General features: G+C 49.5%; 17 protein-coding genes. 9 read left to right on the forward strand and 8 right to left on the reverse strand.

What is annotated here, in order from left to right:
* Window positions 1-21 precede the first annotated feature (21 nt).
* The 3 genes from RYZ26_RS13830 (at window position 22) to RYZ26_RS13840 (ending at window position 3,383) form a co-directional block, all read left to right on the forward strand.
* Window positions 22-558, forward strand: coding sequence for a PhnA domain-containing protein (locus RYZ26_RS13830; protein ID WP_317683815.1), 537 nt, complete (start codon window positions 22-24; stop codon window positions 556-558).
* A gap of 114 nt (window positions 559-672) precedes the next feature.
* A complete protein-coding gene (locus tag RYZ26_RS13835) occupies window positions 673-1,245 on the forward strand; it encodes a PAS domain-containing protein (protein WP_317683816.1) in 573 nt (190 codons plus the stop codon).
* Window positions 1,242-3,383: a methyl-accepting chemotaxis protein gene (locus RYZ26_RS13840; protein WP_317683817.1), complete on the forward strand. Its 2,142-nt coding sequence runs from the start codon at window positions 1,242-1,244 to the stop codon at window positions 3,381-3,383. Before RYZ26_RS13835 ends, RYZ26_RS13840 begins: the two co-directional genes overlap by 4 nt.
* Window positions 3,384-3,476: 93 nt before the next feature.
* Here the strand turns inward: RYZ26_RS13840 and RYZ26_RS13845 are convergent, their stop codons facing one another.
* Together RYZ26_RS13845 and RYZ26_RS13850 are read right to left on the reverse strand one after the other, a co-directional pair.
* On the reverse strand, window positions 3,477-4,028 hold the full coding sequence (locus RYZ26_RS13845) for an SLOG family protein (protein ID WP_317683818.1): 552 nt from the start codon (window positions 4,026-4,028) through the stop codon (window positions 3,477-3,479).
* 75 nt (window positions 4,029-4,103) lie between these two features.
* Entirely contained in the window at window positions 4,104-5,675 is a 1,572-nt protein-coding gene (locus tag RYZ26_RS13850) for a helix-turn-helix domain-containing protein (RefSeq protein ID WP_317683819.1), read from the reverse strand.
* A gap of 271 nt (window positions 5,676-5,946) precedes the next feature.
* On the opposite strand from RYZ26_RS13850, the gene RYZ26_RS13855 reads away from it, so the two are divergent.
* From RYZ26_RS13855 to RYZ26_RS13875, 5 genes are all read left to right on the forward strand, one after another.
* Window positions 5,947-7,275, forward strand: a complete 1,329-nt coding sequence (locus RYZ26_RS13855) for a substrate-binding protein (protein WP_317683820.1) — start codon at window positions 5,947-5,949, stop codon at window positions 7,273-7,275.
* Window positions 7,276-7,362: 87 nt separating this feature from the next.
* Window positions 7,363-8,379: a branched-chain amino acid ABC transporter permease gene (locus RYZ26_RS13860; protein WP_317683821.1), complete on the forward strand. Its 1,017-nt coding sequence runs from the start codon at window positions 7,363-7,365 to the stop codon at window positions 8,377-8,379.
* Window positions 8,380-8,389: 10 nt separating this feature from the next.
* The gene (locus RYZ26_RS13865) at window positions 8,390-9,499 is read left to right on the forward strand and encodes a branched-chain amino acid ABC transporter permease (protein WP_317683822.1); all 1,110 of its coding nucleotides are present in this window, start codon (window positions 8,390-8,392) and stop codon (window positions 9,497-9,499) included.
* Window positions 9,499-10,275: an ABC transporter ATP-binding protein gene (locus tag RYZ26_RS13870; protein WP_317683823.1), complete on the forward strand. Its 777-nt coding sequence runs from the start codon at window positions 9,499-9,501 to the stop codon at window positions 10,273-10,275. Before RYZ26_RS13865 ends, RYZ26_RS13870 begins: the two co-directional genes overlap by 1 nt.
* Window positions 10,272-11,051: an ABC transporter ATP-binding protein gene (locus tag RYZ26_RS13875; RefSeq protein ID WP_317683824.1), complete on the forward strand. Its 780-nt coding sequence runs from the start codon at window positions 10,272-10,274 to the stop codon at window positions 11,049-11,051. The genes RYZ26_RS13870 and RYZ26_RS13875 overlap by 4 nt, the downstream gene beginning before the upstream one ends.
* Window positions 11,052-11,396: 345 nt before the next feature.
* Here RYZ26_RS13875 and RYZ26_RS13880 read toward each other — a convergent pair whose 3' ends face one another.
* From RYZ26_RS13880 to RYZ26_RS13905, 6 genes are all read right to left on the reverse strand, one after another.
* Window positions 11,397-13,694, reverse strand: a complete 2,298-nt coding sequence (locus RYZ26_RS13880; RefSeq protein WP_317683825.1) for a tetratricopeptide repeat protein — start codon at window positions 13,692-13,694, stop codon at window positions 11,397-11,399.
* 222 nt (window positions 13,695-13,916) lie between these two features.
* Entirely contained in the window at window positions 13,917-17,555 is a 3,639-nt protein-coding gene (locus tag RYZ26_RS13885) for a cadherin-like domain-containing protein (protein ID WP_317683826.1), read from the reverse strand.
* Window positions 17,556-17,912: 357 nt separating this feature from the next.
* The gene (locus RYZ26_RS13890; protein ID WP_317683827.1) at window positions 17,913-20,102 is read right to left on the reverse strand and encodes an NADP-dependent isocitrate dehydrogenase; all 2,190 of its coding nucleotides are present in this window, start codon (window positions 20,100-20,102) and stop codon (window positions 17,913-17,915) included.
* Between the two features lie 319 nt (window positions 20,103-20,421).
* Window positions 20,422-23,358: a FecR domain-containing protein gene (locus RYZ26_RS13895; protein WP_317683828.1), complete on the reverse strand. Its 2,937-nt coding sequence runs from the start codon at window positions 23,356-23,358 to the stop codon at window positions 20,422-20,424.
* Between the two features lie 183 nt (window positions 23,359-23,541).
* Entirely contained in the window at window positions 23,542-23,844 is a 303-nt protein-coding gene (locus RYZ26_RS13900) for a hypothetical protein (RefSeq protein ID WP_317683829.1), read from the reverse strand.
* Window positions 23,841-24,239, reverse strand: coding sequence for a hypothetical protein (locus RYZ26_RS13905; protein WP_317683830.1), 399 nt, complete (start codon window positions 24,237-24,239; stop codon window positions 23,841-23,843). The genes RYZ26_RS13900 and RYZ26_RS13905 overlap by 4 nt, the downstream gene beginning before the upstream one ends.
* Before the next feature lie 72 nt (window positions 24,240-24,311).
* Between RYZ26_RS13905 and RYZ26_RS13910 the strand changes: the two genes are divergently transcribed.
* A complete protein-coding gene (locus RYZ26_RS13910) occupies window positions 24,312-24,764 on the forward strand; it encodes a winged helix-turn-helix transcriptional regulator (protein WP_317683831.1) in 453 nt (150 codons plus the stop codon).
* Window positions 24,765-24,814 lie beyond the last annotated feature (50 nt).

Here is a 24,814-nt window from a genome sequence, read left to right on the forward strand (position 1 = left end):
TGTTTTAAAGGGAGGCGTGTCATGTCAGTTTGTCAGTTATGTGGAAGCAGTGAAAATGTCGCATCATTTGATGTGGCTGGTGTGGAAAATTGTTCCGTTGAAATCTGTTCGATCTGCAAAGATCAGATCAACAGCACAGATAATCTGGACGTACACCACTGGCGTTGCCTGAACGACAGCATGTGGACCCCTGATGAAGCTGTACAGATCATGGCCTGGCAGATGCTGAACCGCCTAAGTCTTCAGGGGGAAAACTGGGCACAGGATGCGCTTGATAGCCTCTATCTGGAAGAAGACGTGCTAGTCAAAGCACAGGCCGCAGCAGGCAGCGATGATGAAGACACGCTTAAACATATCGACAGCAACGGCGCTGTTCTGGCCGCAGGTGACACGGTTGTGCTGATCAAGGACTTGAATGTCAAAGGGGCCGGATTTACCGCCAAACGTGGCACGGCTGTACGCAATATTTCCCTTGACCCCACGAACGCAGCACATATCGAAGGTCGTGTAAATGGCCAACAGATTGTGATCCTGACCAAGTTCGTCAAGAAAAGCTAATACGCTTATCCGATTTACGTAGCGTCATCTGAGTTATTACGTATTATCGCATATTGCAGATTAAATTATTTTAATTACAATATAGTATATGTGATTAAAAATACAGGTGGAACTATGTCAGAACTTTATCAGCTTTCAGGGAACGAAAGAACCTTCCCTGTCGATGACATTATCGTCAGCAAAACAGACACCAAAGGCATCATCACTTACGCCAATGATGTGTTCCTGAAAATTGCAGATTACAAAGAACATGAAGTCATCGGCAAACCCCACAAGCTGATCCGCCATCCTGAAATGCCGCGCTGCATCTTCAAACTTTTATGGGATACGATTACAGCAGGGGAAGAGCTTTTTGCCTATGTCTTAAATCAAACCAAATACGGCGATTACTATTGGGTGTTGGCCCACGTTACCCCAACATTGGATACCGATAACAACATCATTGGCTTTCATTCCAACCGGCGTGCACCAAATCCTGAAGCCATCAAGATCATTCAACCGCTCTATCGCCACCTGAAACAAATCGAAGATGCGCAATCCAGTTCCAAAGAAGGGCTCGAACAATCCTTCAACATGCTGATCCAATTGATGGAAGAACAGGAAATGCGCTACGACATGTTCATGTATAAATTACAGCAGCTAAAATCTGCGGAAGATTTCAACTTGAAAACAGGGGAACTGTCATGATTATTGGAAAAGGCATGCGCCAAAAACTCCTTCTCCTGTTTGCGAGCCTGGCGTTGATTACAGCCATTGCCGGGGGCAGCGGTGTTTTCTTTGTTAAAAAAGTCGGTGATGAAGGCATTCGCGCAGGGAAAGAACTTGCACCACTTGCAAACGCCGCAATGGAATTGAAAATCAGCGCGACAGAAGCCCACCTCCTCTTTGAAGAAATCATGGCGGGCGACGAGACCGAAGATATTAATGAAGTTTGGACGCTGCTGGATGATACCCTTTGGTACGCCAATGCGATCCTTGAAGGCGGTTCCAATGATGAAGGCACCTTCTATCCAAGCCAATCTGCTGAAGTTCGCACTAAAATTGAAAGCGTCGTCGGACAGGTCAAAGCCTTCATTCAAGCGGGTAGAGTACGTTATGAAGGTCATGCAGGCAGTCAGGGCGTTGGCAGTGACGCAGATGACAGGTTCGATGGCCTTTATGAAGATGTGCAAGCAAAACTGAGCAAATCGTTAGATACCCCTTCCTCAGCGCAAGATACAGACAGCATCAAAGCACTGGGGCTTGCCAAGTACCATCTGGCCAACGGTCACCTCTACCTTGCTGAAATTCTGGGGGGGGACGGCGAAGAGTCTTTTGATGGTGTTCTCAATGATTTCTCCAAGGCACAAGACTTGATCAAGAGTGCTGCAGATGAACGACTAACGGCATCAATCGGTGAAATTGACGAGCTTAAAAGCCTGGCTAAATCTCGTTTCGCCACCCTTGCAAACAGCAATGCGGCAGGTTCTGCCTCCGAAATTGCTTTTGACGAAAACTTCGACAAGTTTGTGACTGAATCAGAAGAAGCTGAAAAATTGATCAATGCAGATATTGATCAGGCAATCGCCGAGCTGGAAAAACAGGAAACCAATGCCATTTACACCATGATCGTGATTTCAGCGGTTGGTCTGGCTGTTGCTGTCTTCCTTGCGATCAAGGGCGGCAATCATTTTGCCACGCCTATCCTTCATATCTCTTCAGTTATGGAAAACGCAGCGGCAGGTAACCTGAACGAACGCGTCCTCGGTATTGATCGCGAAGACGAGATCGGAACCATGGCCGGGGCAACAAACCGCATGCTTGACCGTACCGAAGCTTTCACCCGTGAAGCAGGCGCTGCCTTGCAATATGCTTCTCGCGATGAATTCTTCCGTACCATCCTGCCCGAAGGTATGGTCGGCTCCTTTGCCACGCATGCAAAAATCATCAACGATGGCCTGCGTGCCATGGATGAAAAAACCACGACCTTTGAAGAAAATGCCTCTTCCATGGGGGGCAATATTCGCGAAGTTGTGCAGACTGTTCTGTCTACCGTAACAGAAATGCAGGCGTCCGCCGAAAGCATGTCAGCAACTGCGCAAAACACATCGCAACAATCTAACAACGTTGCCGATGCAGCCCAAACTTCTGCCCATAACGTGGAAAATGTGGCAGCTGCAACCGAAGAATTCTCAGCCTCCATCGGGGAAGTAACCGAACAGGTACGTCGTTCTGCAGAACTCAGCCAGGTTGCGGTGGAACGTGCCAAGACGGCAGATCAAACGATCCATACTTTGTCCGAAGCCGCCGGGCGCATCAACCAGGTGGTCAGCCTGATCAATGATATTGCTGATCAGACCAACCTTCTGGCCCTGAACGCAACGATTGAAGCCGCACGTGCGGGCGAAGCCGGGAAAGGCTTTGCAGTTGTGGCTGGTGAAGTAAAATCACTGTCAAACCAGACCGCACAGGCAACAGAAGAAATCGTCACACAGATTAAAGCCATGCAATCTGCCACCAACGATGCGGTTGATGCAATTAACGAAGTCAGCAACACCATCAGCGAAGTGGAAGAAGCAGGCGGCGTAATCGCTGATGCGGTAGAACAACAACGTTCTGCGGTAACTGAAATCAGCGCCAGTGTGCAAGAAGGTGTACGTGGGGTCAGTACGGTCGCTGAAATCATCACCGATGTGGCCGAGGGTGCCAATTCAACATCTGCCGCTTCCGAACAAATCACCGCAGCCTCCAGCGACCTGCAGGAACGCGCAGTTGGCCTGAACACGGCTTTGGATGAATTCCTGAAAGCTGTGACCAAGGAAACGGATTTGAGTAAGTTGGTGTAACAAAAAAACGTATCCCGGCGCAGGCCGGGACCTTTGTTGAAATGGCGAGCTCAGACTTTAAGAGGCCCCGGCCTTCGCCGGGGCACATTAAACTCAAGCCGTAACAGCCAGCACTTCAATAGTCATAGGCTGGACGAGCTCCTGGCGGATCAGTTCCGCCACAGCTTCTTGCGAGACATGCGGGGCGTTTTCATCCGCATTTTCCCAGCGCCAGTGACCGTGGTCGTTGATCAGGCGGCCTTTCCCTGCATGGTAATATTCCATGATCTTCTGTTCGGTATCTTCCAGTTCATGCATATCGACGCCATAGATCTGGTTATAGACCTTGATGCCCGCCTTGTTGGCTTCGCGTAACATGCAACTGGCACCCGGGCTTTTGCCATCCCACAACAGGATCAGACCATCGGCGTAATTTGCCATATCCCGGTTACGAAGTTCGCCAGCAATCCGGCCATGGGTCAGCCAGTCAGCGGGGAAAGGTTTGACATCCACACCGTTTGCACGGCCCCATTCTTCCCCCATAACGTCCACACCGCGACAGGTGCCGGATACCACTTCACTGATATCCCAGCCGGAGTCTGCGATGGTTTTTTCAAGCGCTTCTTTATCTTCAATGGTGCGCGAACCCGCGATAATCGTCTTCATCGTCCCCTCTATGACTAAATGCAGATGGATTTCTATATCATAAATACAGGTGATCTGCACCTGACCTGAATCAAATCACTGGGTCAGGATCGGATCTTCTTCTCGGTGCGCACAATCGTTCCAGCTGCACAGACGACAGTTCAGTCCCACATTGGTCATCGTTTTCTGCGACGTTAAATCCAACCCGTCAGCATAAACCGTCTGTTCTGCATGGACGGCTTCACACGCCAGCATGGTCGCTTTAAGAACCCGTGGCTGGGAAAAACCCGTCTGGTCCGGTGCTTCGGCTTTGGCCACAAACAGGAACTTGTCTTTATTATGAAATTGCGCCAATTGCCGCACAATCCGCCCCGGCGTCTGGAACGAGCTGTAGATATCCCACAAAGGACACGCGCTCCCGTAACGCGGGATGGGCAATCCGGCCAAAGCGATCCTTTTTAAAACATGCCCTGCCGGATTGGTATGCATCAAACCAAACGGTATCCCTTCCGACCCACTTTTGCGCAGGCTCGCCAGACGACTGGCCGCCAGCTGGAAGGTCACGGTATATTTACGTGACAGCACATCCACATCATAACGTTCCAGGATGGCATCTTCCAAAAATTCATCGTAAGGCATCAACAAGGCACGCGCGAGATAGTCAATCAGTTCACTGGCCGCCCATTCTTGCGCCGCCGCCGTAATCAATGCATCTGATTTATTGATCACTTCAGAAACCGCATCAGCCAGAGCCAGTTCCACCAGCAGGCAGGCCATTTCAAAACGCCGCACCTGACTGGAGGCATAGTTCGGTACCTCCAGCGTGCGGGTCACCTGATTAAAAGTACATTGATGTTGGTTGCTGCCCGACGCCCCCCTGCCTTCCACCCCGATACGGACATGGACGTCAAATTTACGTTCCAGGAAATCCTGCAACATACTTTCCGTATCTCCGCCATGAAAGCCGATCTCTGCCAAAAGATTTTGGGCGGCATCTTCCAGTTCCTGAAAATACCCACCACGCCCGACAATAAAATCATCCACATCTTCCGCAGGCGTTAATGACCGTGTCTGGAATTTGGCGTTATCCAGAAAAGAATTCAGGCCACCTGCTACTTCAGCCAGTTTCTGGCTTTCCTCTGTCAGGATGTTATGAAACCGTTTGCGTGCTTCCTCGCTCATTTCCTGCTCACCGCCCAGAATTTCAGAAGAGGTCTGAATAGCCGTCGCATTCGTCAGCATACGAAAAACCGCATCATCAATGAAGGGCGCATAGTTCAAACGATCCGACAATGCATTGATGGTTTGCCCCTGGTTCAGGTAAGCGCGATAAAGCGCCTGAATGGCCCGCGCCCATCTTGGGTGCTGTCCCACCAGATTCGCCGCCGTCTGGTGCGAAAGATCCATATTTTGAAAAAGTGCATCTGTTGTCAGTTCGTGCAGTTCCAAAATCAGGCGGCGGTCGCTTTCTCCGTCCAGCGCGCCCGTTTCCATTTCAAGCTCGGTTGAAATGCGTTGCAGCAATTTGCCGCCGATGGCGCGTTTGTTATTTTCAATCAGATTAAGATAGGATGCAGATATGCCAAGTTTTTCAGCAAGTTTGGCTTGCGTCAGCCCCAATGCCTTGCGGCGCTTTTTAATCTTCAAACCAATTGGTGCACGTGCCATGGTGGCCTCCGTCTCTCGCAAGTGCGTTTTTGCGTTGCAATGTCAATTATTTACAAATTAACAATTTACAATAACTGAAAATTGACAAAAAAACAACATTGCGTCAATGACTTATTGAACGTGTCAAAAATTACCGTTACCACTATTGAACAATTAAAAAATACCAATACAGGTAATTTTCACGTGAGATTGAGGTTTCTGAGAAGCTGTAGGGGAACCAATTCTCGTCTTTAAAATGTCAACCAAACAGGGAGTTAAGACTTTGGGAGATATGAAAGTTAATCGTCGTTCGTTTATGAAGGGCACTGCGATCGCTGCTGCTGGTGTTGCTGCACCTTCTTTCTTTACACGCAACGCATGGGGCGCTGATTTCGTTAACAACCCAGGTGATAAAAAATCCATCACACTTGGTTTCAACGTACCACAAACTGGCGCATATGCGGACGAAGGCGCGGACGAACTGCGCGCTTACAAACTTGCGGTCAAGCACCTGAACGGTGAAGGCGACGGCGGCATGCTCAACACCATGAAGCCACTTTCCCTTAAAGGAAACGGCGTCCTGGGCAAGAAAGTTGAGTTTGTAACAGGCGATACACAGACAAAATCTGACGCGGCACGTTCTTCTGCCAAGCGTATGATCGAAAAAGACGGCGCACTGATGATCACTGGTGGTTCTTCTTCCGGGGTGGCGATTGCCGTACAAAACCTGTGTCAGGAAGCGGGCGTGATCTTCATGGCTGGTCTGACACACTCTAACGACACGACTGGTAAAGACAAAAAGCGTTATGGCTTCCGCCACTTCTTCAACGCTTACATGTCCGGTGCGGCACTTGGCCCAGTACTGAAAGAAGAAATGGGTACGGACCGTCGCGCTTACCACCTCACAGCTGACTACACTTGGGGCTGGACGCAAGAAGAATCTATCAAAAACACAACTGAAGCACTTGGCTGGCAAACAGTTAACACTGTTAAGACACCAGTTGGTGCGGGTGACTTCTCTCAGTACATCACACCTGTACTGAACTCTGGCGCTGACGTACTGATCCTGAACCACTACGGTAAAGACATGATCAACTCGCTGACACAGGCTGTACAGTTTGGCCTGCGCGACAAGCAAGTCAACGGCAAGCAGTTTGAAATCATCGTACCACTGTTCTCTCGTCTGATGGCACAAGGTGCAGGCGACAACATCAAAGGGATCCTGGGTTCCACAAACTGGAACTGGGCACTGCAAGATGCTGGTTCACAAGCATTTGTGAAGTCCTTCGGTCAGGAATACGGTTTCCCACCATCACAGGCGGCACACACGTGTTACGTACAGGCTCTGCTCTATGCGAACGCTTGTGAAGTGGCTGGTACTTTCTACCCACCAGAAATGATTAAAGCACTTGAAGGCTTTGAATTTGACGGTATGGGTAACGGTAAGACACTGTACCGTGCTGAAGACCACCAGTGTTTCAAAGACGTGCTGGTTGTACGTGGTAACAAAAACCCATCCAGCCAATTCGACTTGCTTGAAATCGTTAAAGAAGTACCTGCTGCTGAGGTTACTTATGATGCGAAAATCTTTGGCGGCGAACTCGGCCCATACAAAGCTTAAGCAATCGTCTTTTGAGATAGTCGCCCTCTTTATCGGGGGCGGCTATTCTTTTGAATAAATTTAATCCTTTTATTGGAATTGAGAGCTATGGAAGCTGTTTTCTTACAACTTCTGAACGGCCTGGATAAAGGTGGCGCCTATGCATTGATTGCACTTGGGCTGACACTTATCTTCGGTACACTGGGCGTTGTTAACTTCGCCCACGGTGCGACATTTATGATCGGTTCTTTCTGTGCGGTGACGCTGCAGAAGATCCTGTCCATGTCCCAGAAAGTCCGCGACGAAAGCGTAACTTTCTTTGAGGCCTATAAAGAAGTCCCTTATTTGGAAATCTGGTTTGGTGAAACAGGCAAAGCCCTGATTGACTGGACCGTTCCCCTCGCCCTTTTATTCTCCATCCCCATAATGCTTTTATTCGGCTATGTGATGGAACGGGGCCTGATTCAACGCTTCTATAAGCGCACACACGCAGAACAGATCCTTGTGACCTTCGGCCTGGCAATCGTTCTGCAGGAACTTGTAAAAGCATATTTCGGCGCAAACCCGATCCCGACACCTGCCCCGGACATCGTTTCCGGCTCGGCCCACGTTGGGGCGTGGATTGGTATGTCTGATGCGATCGTCTATCCATGGTGGCGTCTGATCTACTTCATGTTTGCCGCTGTCATCATCGGTGCCGTCTTTGCCTTCCTGAACCTGACCACCTTCGGTATGGTCGTGCGTGCAGGTATGGCGGATCGTGAAACCGTTGGTCTGATCGGTATTGATATCGACAAGAAATTCACCATCGTCTTTGCACTGGCGGCTGTCGTAACAGGCCTTGCAGGGGTGATGTATACACCGGTTCTGCCTCCTGATTATCATATCGGGATGGACTTCCTGGTGCTGTCCTTCGTTGTGGTGGTTGTCGGTGGTATGGGCTCTCTGCGTGGTGCGGTTGCGGCTGGTTTCCTTCTCGGGATCCTGCAATCCTTCGCTTCCATGACTGAAATTAAAGCCATCCTGCCCGGCATTGACCAAATCATTATTTATCTTGTTGCCGTGGTGATCCTCCTGGTTCGCCCACGTGGTCTGATGGGCCGCGAAGGTGTGATGGAGGACTAAGAACATGCAAATGAAAGATAATATACTCGTTGCAATTTTCGCAGCTATCATCCTCACCATGCCCATCTGGGCCGGGATTGTGGGTGCGGGTTATCCTGACCTGCTGCAAAAATTTGCCATCTTCGGTCTGTTCGCCATCGGGTTTAACATCCTGTTCGGCTTTACCGGTTACCTGTCGTTCGGTCACGCAGCCTTCCTGGGGATTGGGTCTTACACTGCGATGTGGTCATTTAAGCTGCTCAGCATGAATGCATTTCCTGCTGTGATCCTCGCAACCCTGTTATCCGGTGTGTTTGCCGCAGCCATCGGTTTTGTAGCCTTGCGTCGTTCCGGGATTTACTTCTCGATCCTGACACTGGCTTTTGCACAGATGTGCTACAATCTGGCTTATTCGGTACTGACACCTGTGACCATGGGTGAAACCGGTCTGACCCTGGCTGCTGATGACCCGCGTGTCTTTGACAGTTCTGCTGCAGAAGCTGGTGGCGCGTTGCCATTGCCTGAATTCTTCGGCCTAAGCCTGTCTGGTTACAACGGTTTCTACTTTGCTGCTGTAATCCTGATCATCGGGTTCTACATTTCGGTTCGCCTTTATCGTTCAAGCTTCGGTCTGATGCTGCTGGCGGTGAAATCCAACCAGAACCGCATGAACTACACAGGCCTGAACACCAAACCATACCTGCTCACGGCCTTTATCATCTCTGGCATGTATGCCGGTCTGGCTGGTGCGTTGATGGTTGTGATCGATCCGCTGGCTGGTGCAGAACGTATGCAATGGACGGCATCGGGTGAGGTCGTCTTGATGACCATCCTGGGTGGTGTCGGCACATTGCTTGGCCCATTCATCGGTGCGGTGACCATCAAATATTTCGAAAACATCTTCTCTGCATTTAACGATGCAGTCCTGAACGAAATCTTCGCCTTCCTGCCAGATTTCATCCAGGGCATCTGGGTCCCCTTTGCCAGCCTCTTCGTTGGTAAAGGTTGGCACCTGACACTGGGTGTGCTGTTCATGCTTGTCGTGATCTTCCTGCCTGGTGGTGCGATGGAAGGTTTCCGTCTCATCAAAGAAAAATTTGCTGGTAAAAAGGCAGCCTCAAATGAAGGAGGAGCAGAATAATGTCAGCTATTCTTACAGTTGAAGGCGTCAACAAGAACTTCTCCGGTCTCAAAGCACTTGATGATGTGAACCTGAGCGTTGAAAAAGGTTCGGTTCATGCCATCATCGGCCCAAACGGTGCAGGGAAATCTACTTTCCTGAACTGTCTGGTTGGCCGCCTGGTGCCGGATACAGGGACGGTTCTTTACTACGGTAAAAAGCCGGAAGGTGAGACCCTCTTTGGTCTGCCACCTCATGAGATTAACCAGAAAGGTATCTCACGGGTGTTCCAGACACCGGAAGTTTTTGAAGACCTAAGCATTTTTGAAAACGCCATGATCCCGGTTATGGCTCACAAAGATGGATCTTACAAGTTCAACTCCTGGGGCGGCGTTGTGTCGCGCGGTGAAGTCGTCGATCATGCCGAACATATTCTCGAAGATGTTGGGCTCATTGATAAACGCGACGTTCACTCTGGCTCTCTATCCCGGGGCGACAAGCGTCGTTTGGAACTGGCCATGTGTCTGGCCCAGGATCCTGAACTTCTGCTTTTGGATGAACCGACAGCGGGGATGGCCCGTGCTGATACGAACAACACCATTGATCTTCTTAAGAAAATTGGTGAAGAACGTAATATCACGAAAGTCATCATCGAACACGACATGCATGTTGTCTTCTCGCTTGCCACAAAAGTCAGTGTACTGGCGCGCGGTCACGTGATCGCCGAAGGTGCACCTGAAGAAATGAAGGGCGATGCCCGCGTACAAGAAGCTTACCTCGGAGGCGCACATCTATGAGTGATAAAATCGTCAATTATAGTGGTCCTCTTAAAAAGACCCTGGACCCGGTGAAATCTCACGGCTCCGCCCCGGCTTTCTTCTCTGCCTGGGACATCCACGCCTACTACGGCGAAAGCTATATCGTTCAAGGCGTCAGCTTTGACATTCATGAAGGTGAGATTGTGGCACTGTTGGGCCGTAACGGCGCGGGGAAAACCTCCACCCTGCGTGCAATTGCCCGCACAGATGATCCACAGGTCACCCATGGGGAGATCTGGCTCGACCACGAACCACTTCATGACATGAAGTCGTTTCAGGCATCCCGCTGTGGTCTGGCCCTGGTGCCGGAAGATCGTCGTATTATTCCCGGTCTGACTGTTCAGGAAAACCTTGAACTGGCCCAGATCGAAGGTAAGCCCGGCTGGTCTATCGAACGTCTTTACGAACTTTTCCCCCGTCTTGGGGAACGGAAAGACCAGATCGGCGTGACCATGTCCGGTGGGGAACAGCAGATGCTGGCGGTAGCCCGAGCGCTCGCCAAAGACATCAAACTGTTGCTGCTGGATGAGCCTTACGAAGGTCTTGCCCCGGTTATCGTACATGAGATCGAGAAAACGCTTGAGGATATCAAGAAGCTCGGCATCACAACGATCATCGTTGAACAAAATGCCATCGCGGCCCTGCATCTGGCTGACCGCGCCATCATCATGGACTCCGGTCAAATCGTGTTTGATGGGACTGCACAAGAAGTTCTGGATAACGAAGAGTTACGCCAGGAATATCTTGCGATCTAGGGAGGGGTGTTCCCATTGCTAGCACGAGGGAACACTTTGCGAAAAGCCCGCCACCAGTCAACTGGGGCGGGCTTTTTTCTTTTTGGTTTTCTGTCCTCACCTTGCGAACGAACGGATGCAAGCACATGTCATTCCCGCGAAAGCGGGAACCTAGAGAAACTGAAAAACTGGATCCCCGCCTTCGCTGAGATGACGGGAAAGGAAAAAACGAGATAGCCTAAAACCATCACCTGACAACTAACCAAATCCGTCATGCCGTACCCGTTACGGCATAATGGACAGATACCGTTCTCCCGCCCTTCCCCATTTTCCCGCAACACGTGCGGGATGACGATGAGTGAGAGGTCACTCCCGTTCAGCAAGCGCTTGCTTCACGGCCTCCCAGTTCGCTTTTGCCTTCACCGTAGTCGGATGCTCCGCTCCCAAAACCCGTGTGAGAATATCATAAGCCTTTCCGATAAAAGGCTCCGCATCTCTCAAATGCTCTTGCTTAAACAAATTCGTCCCTACATTATTATAACTGGTCGCCAAAGAGGGATGATCTTCCCCCAATAGCCTTTGCCTAATTTCTAAACCCTTACGATAAAAGGGTTCTGCCTCTTTATAACGTTCCTGAGCAGCTAAGTTAGAGCCCACATTATTATAACTCACCGCTATATCCGGATGATCATCCCCCAGAATTTTCTGGCGAAGCTCAAGACCCTTTTGAAAATACTGTTCCGCCTCCTCATACCGTCCCTGCGCATTTAAATTGAAGCCCACATTATTGTAACTCGTTGCCGTATCCGGATGATCATCCGCCAGAATTTTCTGACAAACCTCAAGACCCTTTTGATAATAAGGTGCCGCCTCCTCATATCGCCCCTGATCGTCTAAAACAGAGCCCAGATTATTATAACTCGTCGCAGTACTCGGATGATCTTCCTCATAAATTTTCAAGCTTACCTCAAGACCTTTTCGATATAGGTCTTCTGTTTCCCCAAAACGTCCTTGTGCACTTAAAATAAAACCCAAATTATTATAACAAGTTTGCGTATTCCCATGATCTTCCCCGAACCTTTCTTGACAGAGGGAGAGGGCATCACGCCAAACCTGTTCCAGTTGTGTTTTCAACCCTGATTCTGAAATCACGTGATCGGTTCCATTCAACCAATCAACATACCCCTCAACACCCCTTCTTAAATATAATCCTGATCCTTCAGATAGCGCTATAAGAGTAGCTTCATCGACATCTCTAATCGCTGTATTCACCGCACGATCCGTATAATGGGTAAGCAACAGGTCAATGGAATTTTCCCGCATATCCTCACCCATCGTGCGCACAATCGCTTCAGATGTCGCGCGATGCATCGTATGGAAACCTTCATCAGCCTCCTTAATAAAGGACAAGCCAACCAGTTTTTTAAACCCATCCTTCGCCATACCTGTTTCCTGGATCACGCATTCAAAAGCAGCTTTGTCGAAACGGTTGGTGACGGAGAGGCGTCTCAGAGTGTTACAAAGGGGCTCGTCAAAGTTGCGCAGCAGGCGGTCGACCAGTTCGTAGCAACGATCATCGAAATGTTCGGCTTCCACATCAAAGATATCCGGGGTGATCTCAGTCTCTTTCCCCTTCTCTTTCAATTCCATCCAGTGGCTGATCTGCAGTTCGAGCAGGAACGGCAGGATGGTGGCATCTTCTTTTCGTTCTTCACGCGCCCCTTCAATCATCGTCTTTCGGATATCGGCTTCCTCAATCGGCACCTTGCAGAGCCATTCATCGGCGTAGTCTTCGGTAAGGCCTTTGAGTTCATGGTGAACATCTTCCAACTTTTTCTGCCAGCGTCGATCTTCACTCCACGGCAGTATTTCGCGAGAGAAGAAGACGCAGAGGAGCGCGTGGCATTCATTGATCAAAGTGCGCACATGCGTATCAATCGGACTGTCCTGCCAGCGTTTGTTCTGCAGGAATAGTCCTTCATATTCATCCAGAAACAGCACGAAGCGATTGCCTGAATTCTTTTGTCGGTGATAAGCCAAATCCTGCGCCATGAACCAAGGCAGCAGTTTTTCCAGCTCATGCGGCTGTTTGAAATCATCATGGGCAAACAGGCGATCAACCGCTTCGGGCTGGATATGTTTCAGCCGGGCCAGCTTTGCTTTATCGACACCCCAGCGGGTCAGCCTGCGTGCAACGGCGCCAAGGCCTGGGATCATTTTAACCACATCGTCGAAGGCCTCTCGTACCGTTTGCACCGTATCCGGGGCGAGGTCGGACAAATTACCATCTCGTTTGCCGAGCCACGGATCAGTCAGAGTCGGCAGGGCCTGTTCATTGCGCGCCAGATCCCAATAGACCGCCAGCGCCAGATCGAACATAGCGAAAGAGAGGTTGCTTTTAACAAAGCTGTTGCGAATGCGTATCAGCAGAACCACCGCATCAGTTGACCATTCATTTCGCAGATCAAGATGGGCACGTTTCAGATGACCATAAATCGGATCATTGGAGCGATAGAGGTCACGACAAAGTGCCGATTTCCCCTGTCCGCCAATACCATGGAAGACACGAATGGACGTGCCATCCGTCGAGATGTTTTCAACATCTTCCTGAAAAAGCGCCTTTGGTCCGTCGCGGTTGACGAAGATATCCTGATTATACCCCATATCATTCCCCTGCAGTCTCACCCAATCCGTACAATCTAAAATGTATGCATATTTCAACTTTTACGCAAGCCATGCGATGCAGAAAAGCCCGCCACCAGTCAACTGGGGCGGGCACATTAAACAAAAAAAGATGTCATTCCCGCGAACGCGGGAACCTAGAGAAACAGAAAAGCTGGGTCCCCGCCTTCGCGGGGATGACGAAGGTTCCACGTCAAAATAACACTACCCAACCTTAAAATCCTCCGCCGAAATCTGTGATGTATTCACCCCGTCAAGGGATGCAATCTGATAGGACCCTTCCGTGCCCCCAGCGTTGGTTTCTGCCGGGTCCACATACCAGACATCAACACCAGCAGAACCTGTTTCTTCCCCGACAACGATGATGGATGGTCCGGCATATGGGGTTTCAAACCCTTGCAGGTAAGACGCTTCGAAGTAATTCACCCCTTCTTCCAATCCACCCAGACTGAAGCCGAAATCAGCACCAGACAGGCCGATTATGTCTTCACCGCCCGTAAAGTCGGTGATGGTATCTGTCCCCAGCGTGGAAACACGTTCCAGATGGCTGAGTGCTGTTGAGGCTTCTTCTTCGGTGGCAAAGACAAAGACATCAGCCTCTGCCCCGCCTGTCAGCACATCATCACCTTCCCGGCCAAACAGGATGTCGCGACCATTACCGCCAATCAGCGTGTCATCAAGCTCAGTGCCATAAATCTCCTGAACCTCGCCTGAATAGACATGAGCGGATGCGGTTGAACTGGCGCCCTGACTGTCCGTAATGGTGTAATCAAAGGTCACATCCCCGTCAAAATCGACAGGCACGAAAAATTCAATGAAGCTCTTATCTGCGGAGACAAGCCAGTCCGCCCCGACCACATTGCTGATGCTGTCAAACACAATCAAATCACCATCCGGATCAAAGTCATTGGCCAGTAAATCAGCCGTCTGTACCGTCAGGACTTTTTCTTTCGGTCCCTCCGGTTCCGGGATCACAGGCAAGTCAGTGGGTTGCGCGCGTTCTGTCTGGCTACCGAACACCTGCGTCAGGTCAACCGTAACATTGTCATCATCGAAATATAGCGTTTCCACCCCGGTCATAAAGACTGCTTCGCCAGCCACATATCGGTTGGTCAGCAAAATGCCGGAATACCCATCCTGTGTATGTTGCGTCCAGTCAAAGTTCCAGGATGCCTTACTGGTGGTAAAAGTATCCTGGCCAGCCCCGCCATCAATGAAGGCAGCACTGAGCTTGGCTGACGAGATCGTATCATTACCATCACCGCCCCAGATTTCACCATCGGACCATTGCCCGTCAATAATGTCATTCCCGCCAAGGCCGTAGAAATTATCCGCTCCCCCGCCGGATCCGGACAGGAAGTCGTCACCTGCCCCACCGATCATCGTGTCCACGCCAGCACCACCAAATATAGTCGTGCCATTGTCATCAGCAATGAGAATATCGTTGAATTCACTGCCCTGCACAATCTCAATACTGCGATAGCGTACATGGTTTAAGTCAATAAAGGTGTCATTTTCTGAGGTTGCGGCATTCAAAGTATCCGTTCCTGATCCCCCGTCAAACAGGGCAGCATCATTATTCCCGACCTGCAGGTTGTCGTTGCCTGCCCCACCATAAAAGAAATCTGCACCATTTCCGCCACGCAGGTGATCATTCCCGTCCAGACCAAACAGGATATTCACCTTCTCATCCCCTTGCAGGGTATCGTCTCCGTTGGTCCCTACAGTTTTGCCATCAAAGTAATCAAAGGCCGTAGTCTCATCCATCAATGGAATATCACGAAGTTCAACCGTGCGTGGCAGATAAAAGTCACCATGAGCGAGCGGAGGTTTATTTCCGGCAAAGACTGAGGCAGAAGCCGTATCGGTATACTCTCCATCGCTGATTTCATATTCAAAGGTCACATTGCCTTCGAATCCCGGCTCAACCGTAATTTCGATAAAGTCGTTATTTGGGGAAAGAACAGCCGTGCCGCCCACAACATTGCTGATACCTGTCAGCGCAATCGCATCCCCATCCGGGTCATAGTCATTGGCCAGAAGGTCCGCAACCTGAACCGTCAAAATTTTAACCGATGGCGGTGCTGGTTCTTCAATCACAGGAAAATCCGTTGGTTGGGTGCGTTCAACTTGTGCGCCGAAACTCTGGGTCAGATCAACCGTGACATTGTCATCATCGAAATATAATTTTTCAACCCCGGTCAAGAAGACTTCTTCGCCTGCCACATATCGATTGGTCAGCAGAATGCCGGAATAGCCATCCTGTGTATGTTGCGTCCAGTCAAAGTTCCAGGATGCCTTGCTGGTGGTAAAGGTATCCTGGCCAGCCCCGCCATCAATGAAGGCAGCACTGAGCTTGGCTGACGAAATCGTATCATTACCATCACCGCCCCAGATTTCACCACCGGACCATTGCCCGTCAATAATGTCATTCCCGCCAAGGCCGTAGAAATTATCCGTTCCCCCGCCGGATCCGGACAGGAAGTCGTCACCTGCGCCACCGATCATGGTATCAGCACCTGCACCGCCAAAGATGGTCGTGCCGAAATCATCTGCGATCAGAATATCGTTGAATTCACTGCCCTGTATCACTTCGATGCTGCGATAGCGGGCATGGTTCAGATCAATAAAGGTATCGCTCTGTGACGTTGAGGCATTTAACTTATCAACCCCGGTGCCGCCATCAAACAAGGCCGCATCATTATTGCCTACACGCAAATCATCATTGCCAGCCCCACCATAGAGGAAATCAGCCCCATTGCCGCCGCGCAGATAATCATCACCACCTAATCCAAAAATTGCATTGGCAGACGCATCCCCATAAAGAGTGTCGCTTCCTGCTGTGCCAACAATTTTGTCAGTGAAATAATTAAAGGCTGTTGTTTCATCCATCAATGGAATTTCCTGCACATCGACCAATCGATCAACATCTACATCATCCATCGCGACAGGGGCATCATTCATCTGGTTTACACCAACATTATAGGTGCCCTTCACCGTCGCGCCATTGCCGTCACTGAGCGTATATTCAAAACTTGCCGGACCAAAATAATTCTCATCCGGGCTGAAAGTAACAACACCATCAACCAAACTGACAGTGCCATGATGAGGATTGGTCACATGAATGACACTTAATTGATCGCCATCTACATCATCACCAGTCTGAACAAGATCTGCGGCAGACAGGATCAGATCTGTCCCTTCATTCACGCTGCCATTGGCCAGACTTTGATCAATGGTGGGGGCATCATTCACCGGGGCAACATTGACCGTATAAATACCCGTGACCGTACCGCCGTTTCCGTCGTCCAATGTATATTCAAAACTTGCCGGGCCATGGAAATTCGCATCAGGCGTGAAGGTCACGACGCCATCAACAAAGCTAACCGTGCCATTACTGGGATTGCTGACACCTGTCAGGGTCAGCGGGTCATCATCTTCGTCTTCGCCGGTCTGGACCAAGTCCGCAGCGTTGAGAACCAAATCCGTATCTTCATCAACCGTGCCATTCGCAGTGTAGGGATCAATGGTCGGTGCGTCATTAACGGATGCGACATGGATCGTATAGACCCCGGTTACAGACCCGCCATTGCCGTCATCCAAGGTATATTCAAATGTTGCTTCCCCATGAAAATCTTCATCCGGGGTAAAAACAACATCCCCATCAACGATGGCAACATGTCCGTTTTGAGCACTTGAGACGTAGGCAAGGTTCAGTGTATCGCCATCCGCATCTGTGCCCGTTGCGATCAGAGCAGCAGATGTAATCGTTATGTTTGTATCTTCCTGTGTATTACTTACTGCTGAAGTTGAATTAATTGTTGGCGCATTATTCGTAGGCATGATCTATCCCCATTAGAAAAACCGATATAAAAATGTGATGATTTTTATTTTTATGAAATGCAACCGCGCCCCAGAAACCTGCTCCCGAGACGCCAGTTGCAAAATTGTTCTCATATTTTCAGATGGCGTTCAAGGGATAGATTTCCCGCTATACGCTATATCAACCAAAAGATTACACGCTGACAGCAATTCTCAAGCGCGCAACCCAAGTATCCACAAGCAATACAGGGATATTGAGGTATCAGGTATTTTTTCAATCTGTTATCTATAATTGAGGAAACTTTTGAACAACAAAAATGGCCCGCCCCTGTTAAGGGACAGGCCTTTCTTTGAATATAGATCAGTGACTAAAAAAGATTAGTCGATGATCGCGTTCAGGGTCGCAGATGGGCGCATGGCCGCAATGCGTTTTGCCTGATCCTGGTGGTAGTAACCGCCCAGATCAACGGGTGAACCCTGACATTCGATCAGCTCAGCACGGATCTTGTCTTCGTTTTCAGCCAGCGCTTTCGCGATTGGGGCAAAGAACTCTTTCAGTTTCGCATCTTCGTCCTGTGCCGCCAGAGCTTCTGCCCAGTAAAGCGCAATACAGAAGTGAGAACCACGGTTGTCATGCTCGTTTACTTTACGAGAAGGAGACTCGTTTTTGTCCAGCAGTTTCGCCGTTGCTTCATCCAGTGTCTTACCCAGCAGGGCCGCAGATGGGTTGTTCTTCACATTTGCAAGGTGTTCGAAAGACGCACCCAATGCACAGAACTCACCAAGAGAGTCCCAACGCAGGTGACCTTCTTCAACCATTTGCTGAACGTGCTTTGGTGCAGAACCACCAGCGCCTGTTTCAAACAGACCGCCACCGTTCATCAGAGGAACGATAGACAGCATTTTCGCAGATGTACCAACTTCCAGGATCGGGAAGAGGTCAGTGTTGTAATCACGCAGTACGTTACCGGTTACAGAGATCGCATCTTCGCCACGAGCAATCATTTCACAAGACAGTTTCGCTGCATCAGCAGGTGCCATAATCTTGATGTCCAGACCAGAGGTGTCGTGGTTTGGCAGGTAAGTATTTACCTTTTTGATCAGCTCTGCATCGTGTGCACGGTTTTCGTTCAGCCAGAAGATTGCTGTAGAACCTGTTGCACGTGCGCGAGATACAGCCAGTTTCACCCAGTCTTGAATTGGGGCGTCTTTGGCCATACATGCACGCCAGATGTCACCACCTTCAACGTCGTGTGACAGCAGAACATTACCGTCTGCATCAACGATCTGGATTGTACCGTCAGCAGGTGCTGTAAATGTTTGTGGGTGAGAACCGTATTCTTCCGCTTTCTGCGCCATCAGACCAACGTTTGGAACGGAACCCATTGTTGCCGGGTTGAATTCGCCGTTTTCTTTACAGAATTCGATAACCGCGTCGTAAACTCCAGCGTAAGAGCTGTCAGGGATCACACATTTTGTGTCGCCTTCGTTGCCATCAGGGCCCCAACCGATACCACCAGCTTTAATAACAGCAGGCATGGATGCATCGATGATCACGTCAGATGGGACGTGCAGGTTGGTGATGCCTTTGTCGGAATTCACCATATACATGTCAGGCTGTGCTTCATAAACAGCTTTGATGTCCGCTTCGATCTCTGCCTTTTTGTCAGCTGGCAGAGAAGCGATTTTAGCTTCAACGTCACCAAAACCGTTGTTTACGTCCACGCCCAGTTCAGCGAAAGTATCTGCGTGCTTTTCGAACAGGTCTTTATAGAAGACTTCAACACAGTGACCGAAGATGATCGGGTCAGAGACCTTCATCATTGTCGCTTTCATGTGCAGCGAGAACAGGATGCCTTGCTCTTTTGTCTCGGCGATTTGTTCAGCCAGGAAAGTGCGCAGCGCTTTAACAGACATAAATGTCGCATCCAGAACTTCGCCAGCTTGCAGGGGCAGGCTGTCTTTCAAGGTCTGCTTGGAACCGTATTTACCAACGAATTCGATTTTCGCAGTTGTTGCAGCCGCCAGTGTTGTGGACTTTTCATTTGAGAAGAAGTCATCTTTGCCCATCGTGGAAACGTGTGTCTTGCTGTCTTTTGTCCATTTACCCATACGGTGCGGGTTTTTCTTGGCAAATTCTTTAACCGCAAATGGCGCGCGACGATCAGAGTTACCTTCACGCAGCACAGGGTTTACAGCAGAACCTTTAACCGTGTCGTATTTCGCACGGGCTTCTTTTTCAGCATCCGTTTGTGGGTTTTCAACATAATCAGGAATGTCAAAACCGTGATCCTGCAGTTCTTTGATCGCCGCAACCAGCTGCGGTACAGACGCAGAAACGTTAGGAAGTTTAATTACGTTGGCTTCCGGTGTTTTCACCAGATCGCCCAACTCAGCCAAATCGTCAGAATGCAGATCGAACAACGCAAGGATACGTGCGGCAACCGAGATATCCTTGGTGCCAACTTCGATACCAGCAGCGCCAGCAAACTTCTGGATGATCGGCAGGAAAGAGCCGCTTGCCAGTTCCGGTGCTTCATCAACGATTGTATAAATGATATCAGTCATTTGTTTCAAAACTCCCAAATGCCTTAAATTTGATAAGGCGACTACAAAATTTTCTGGGCGTATTTGTAGTCTTTGGACCGCTTTCAGGCAACGACATTTAGGAATTTTTTCGGTATTACCAATCACTTAGCCCGTTTCTAGCTTATAAAACATAGAGCTAGAGCCCCAAGGCCCCTTCGTTTTTTAGGGGTAATAACACCTCCTAAAGTATAATTTCGGGCCGCACCGTGCAAAAAACCGTTTCCGATTCTCTCAAATCCCCCTCAAGGTCAGGAAATCTGCGCCTTTGGTCATACCATTGTCATAAAACTTTACAGACTTAAACCGCATATTGGGTGTGATCGACCTGAACCGCATTTGCTACAGAAACTGTATAGCTGTCAAAACCGTCATCAAAAGTCCAATTCACATGTGTGTCCCCTAGATTTACAGGCTGTTGAACCCAGGCTTCATTTTTATTCAACTGCAAAACATCCCCACTGTCCCCACCTATAATCAGAGATGACGCTGTTTTCCCTGTCGAATTATCATAGACCGACGCACTCGCCAGGTTATTCACATCCAGTGATGTGATCTGTAGGATATTATCAATGCCTGCCGCATTGCCCGTAATATCAAAGGATGCCATATGGCCCTGCACGGTATTACTGGCATTGATCGTCTGGGCAGCCGTATTTTTCAAATACACATTGGTGGTGCCGGATGATCCGCTGGTCCCAATCGTCAGGGCGGAGAAGAAATTGGCATCAGACACATTGACCGTATTTGTCTGGTTGCTGAGTTGCAGGGTTTCCATCGCTGTAAAGCTGTCTGACTGCCCACCACCCGCATAAGCGACTGTGCCGCCACCGGATTGCGTGATATCAACAATCAGGTCTGATGAAATATATGTATTTAAATCCAATGTATCCGACCCACCGGAAACACCGTTGAACGTATCACTAAAGCCCACATCTGCCGTTGCCTTGAACGTGTTATTATAGGCTGAACTGGAGCCCGTAAAGGTATCTGCTGAGTTCGTCGTATCGCGGAAACTCAGGCTGCCAGAAAAATTGGTCACAGCTTTGTTGATATGCATAACATGACCGTTCGTCGAGCCAACATACTGGTTATAAGTGGCATCATAGGACCCGATAAAATCATAGCCATGCAACTGAATGCTATCTGCAGCATCGCCATCAACTGTCAGGGTGTTCCCGCTGGTAAACTGGTTCACACCCGACTCATCCAGCGTAAGTGAGACATTAGAAGCCGTATCGGACACATCCAATTGAGAGAACTGGGTCAATTCAGTCGTATTATAGGAAAGATCGAGGCTGACATTCCCCGTTGCTTTAATAGCCAACGTGTTGTTTGAAGCATTTGCCCCCCCTTGCAGATGTGTCCCAAAAAATCCATCCAAGGCATTCATGTCATGGACGTTGACCACATTACTGACGTTGCTCAGGAAGATTTTTTCAACACTGCTGTAGGTATCATAAAAGCCGTTTGTATAGTTGACCGTTCCGCCAGTTGCAGACGTCAGATTGATCGTGATTGCAGTGGTCGGGAATTTGGTGAGATAGATATAATCCGCACCGTTTGCACTGCCGATAAAGGTATCATAATTCGCATCATCACTCAGGAAGAAATCAACCGGTTCGTCCCCTGCGGTATAGGTCGCCTCGGTATTCGGGTTATCTTCAAAATCCGCAAATTCAGGATCATTTGCAACAGTTGGGACAAAGACCAACTCTTCTGGCGGCAGATCAACCGGAGGCTCAAATGCCAAAAAGGCTTCTTCAAAGAAAGCTTCCTCTGCTGCAATCTCTTCCAAAATCTCCTGGAAAAAAGCGAAATCTGCGTCTGCGCTATCCAGCGTCACTTCCGCACCCGGATCGATGAAAACATCAAAGGGTGCAGGGCCAAAATCACCACCGGGACCCCCGATCAACCCAGCAATCGGGTTGATCCCCTGATCAATCAGGTTGTTGATATCCGCCTCAATCTGCGTCAGTTGCGAATCAAAATCAGCCTCTACGGACGCCAGAAGTGCTGCTTCTTGTGAAATGAGGGTGGCGAGTTCTGCGGACTGTGCTGCTTGCAAAGACAGTAATTCCGCCTGTGCCTGGGCTTCCAGCAATGCGGCTTCTGCAGCGGCTGCCTCTGCCAACAAAGCTTCTGCTTCAGCCAACAGGGCCTCTGCTTCGGCGCCTTCGGCCAAAGCGGCAGCGGCCTGCGCTTCTTCGGCTGCCAACTGGGCAGCTTCCGCTTCTGCCTGCGCTTCATTTAACTGAGCTTCGGCTTCTTGGGCGGCTTGTTGTTCGGCTTCGGCTTCCTGTTGTTTTTGCTGGGCACGGCGTTGGGTTGCGGCACTGCGTGTGCTGTTCAACACCTGCAAGGTCCGTCCGCCAAAAGCACTGACCAGCTGAACCGAATTGATGGTAATCGGCTGAACCGGGCTTGCATTGAAAGAAGAGACAGAGGAAAAAGCATTTGCCTGGTTAAGCGTCACCGTGCCCGCCGCGTTGGTCAGGATCAATTCCCCCGTGAACCCACCTGGTTCTTCCATCAGCACTGCCTGCATGGGGCCAGAATTTTCCTGTTTGATCACCCCTTGGGTGCCGCGAATACCGATGGTCGCAACCGGGGTGCTCAACACCATGGCATCTGGATTTGTTTTGGCGATTTGACCGGAAACAAAGGAAAAGACCCCGCTGGTCAAGGACGCTGAAATGGACCCGCTGGAAGTATCTGGGTCATAGACCATCTCATCCAGAACCATCTCGCCCTCTTCGCCCAGAGAAAAAGTGGTTTCATCTTCAAAAGTGATCCCGACGCTGGCCCCCTTTGCTGTGCGGATCACATCACCTTGATACAAAGCGTCACCCAGTTCCAACGTTGCACTGGACCCATCTGCACGCAGGACAGTCACTGTTCCTTCTGCCGTTTCAATCTGACCGATCGCACCCAAGCTGTCCGTCGCGCCTACTTGTGCATATTGCAAGGGTGTCTGACTGCCCGCCAATTTCTGTGTCAGATCAAACGGGATAAAACCCTGCCCGGCTTCGATCCCTGTGGGGGAGATGGCGAAATAATTCTCAATCAGAATTGTTTCGCCGCTCTCACTTGTCAGCAACAGGTCATTGCCCAGATTTTCGTATCCGCCTTTAGCAATCGAAAAATTTGCAGGCAGGGATACGGCTTCCCCGAAAACGGATTTCAGGACCATATCAAAGTCAGAAAATGAAGGCTGGGAATGGGCAGAAAAAACCATGTTCAATTCCAAGATTCAATGCAAGGGGCACAAATGCGGTTGTGATGAACATTGGAGTATCGGACTTAGTGAATTGCGTCCATAAACCTTGGATATATTCCGATAAACCTTAGTTATATAACTTAAGTTTATCAAAGGGTTATACAACATTCCTTAAGAAAACGCGCATATAAAAAAATCACATTAAAGACGTGAATATGCCAGCGCTTCGCGTAAATAACCCTCATAATCTTCCTGAAATTCAGCCCCAATCAGGACCCATTCCTTGAACCTTTTTTTTGTGAAATTAAATTCCCGCCCCACACCCTGATCCATCAATTCCAGGACCCGTTCGGGCGACACTTTAATGATGAGCGCGTCTTCCTTATCGAACATCATCCCCAGAAAATTCCCTCGATAACGCAGGCAGGGGGTTTTCATCATGGTGGAAAGTTCAACGCCATCTTCTTTCAACAAGGCTTCAACGGCTTTTTCATATGCACTCATTTTCGATAAATCCATCCAAGGGCCACACCGACGACAGCAAACTGAATGGTCTGAAAGACGGTATGATAGATCAGATAATCGCCAACGGGATTAATATTCAGCTTGGCCACATTAGCAAATCCCATGACAGAATAAACCATCAACCCCATCATCAAACTAAACTTGACCCCTTTCACAATCGGATGCCCAACGCCCTGATAATAATAGGGATAAAGAATGCCGATCACTGTGCCTTGGATCAGTATAGCCAGCATACCAAATTCCATCAGCGGATGCTCCCGGCCCATCGCACCCCAGCTTTGATAGAGATCATGAAACCAGATCACATGCCACGGGTACGCCCAGGACATGGTCAAAACAAAGAAGGCTGTGACAAACAGGATAAGCTTTTTCATTTACCGACTCCAATAACACTTCTATAATAGAATTATTAAGTCACTTTCACTTCTATTATGCAAGTAATATTTATGGTCGCCAAAATTCAACACCGCAATCGCACCGGATGCCCCATCGCCTGTTCCCTTGATATCATTGGGGATCACTGGACTTTGCTAGTTATCAGAAACCTGATGTTCATTGGCCGCCGAGAATTCAAAGATATGCTGGAAGCCGAAGAACAAATCTCCAGCAACATCCTGACGATTCGCCTTAAAAAGCTGGAAGAAGCTGGTTTGATCGCCGCTATCCCCCATCCCGACAGCAAGCGCAGAAAGCTTTATTACCTTTTGCCCATGGGCAAGGATTTGATCGATATGATGACAGATATGGTCCTGTGGGCGCAGACACACCTCAGCGACTATCTGGATATACCACCCGAAAAACAAAAGCTGCTGGAAGCAGACCCGGACGGTTTCAAGCGCGTAACGCTGGATAATCTTAAAGTTTGGGAAGACGAAAATCTGCCTGATCGACAAAAATAACCCCGCAAGGGCTAATTTGCGGGGTTTAAGGAGGGAGGTTGATCATTTCG

Source organism: Terasakiella sediminum (genome assembly GCF_033100395.1).
Taxonomy (GTDB): domain Bacteria; phylum Pseudomonadota; class Alphaproteobacteria; order Rhodospirillales; family Terasakiellaceae; genus Terasakiella.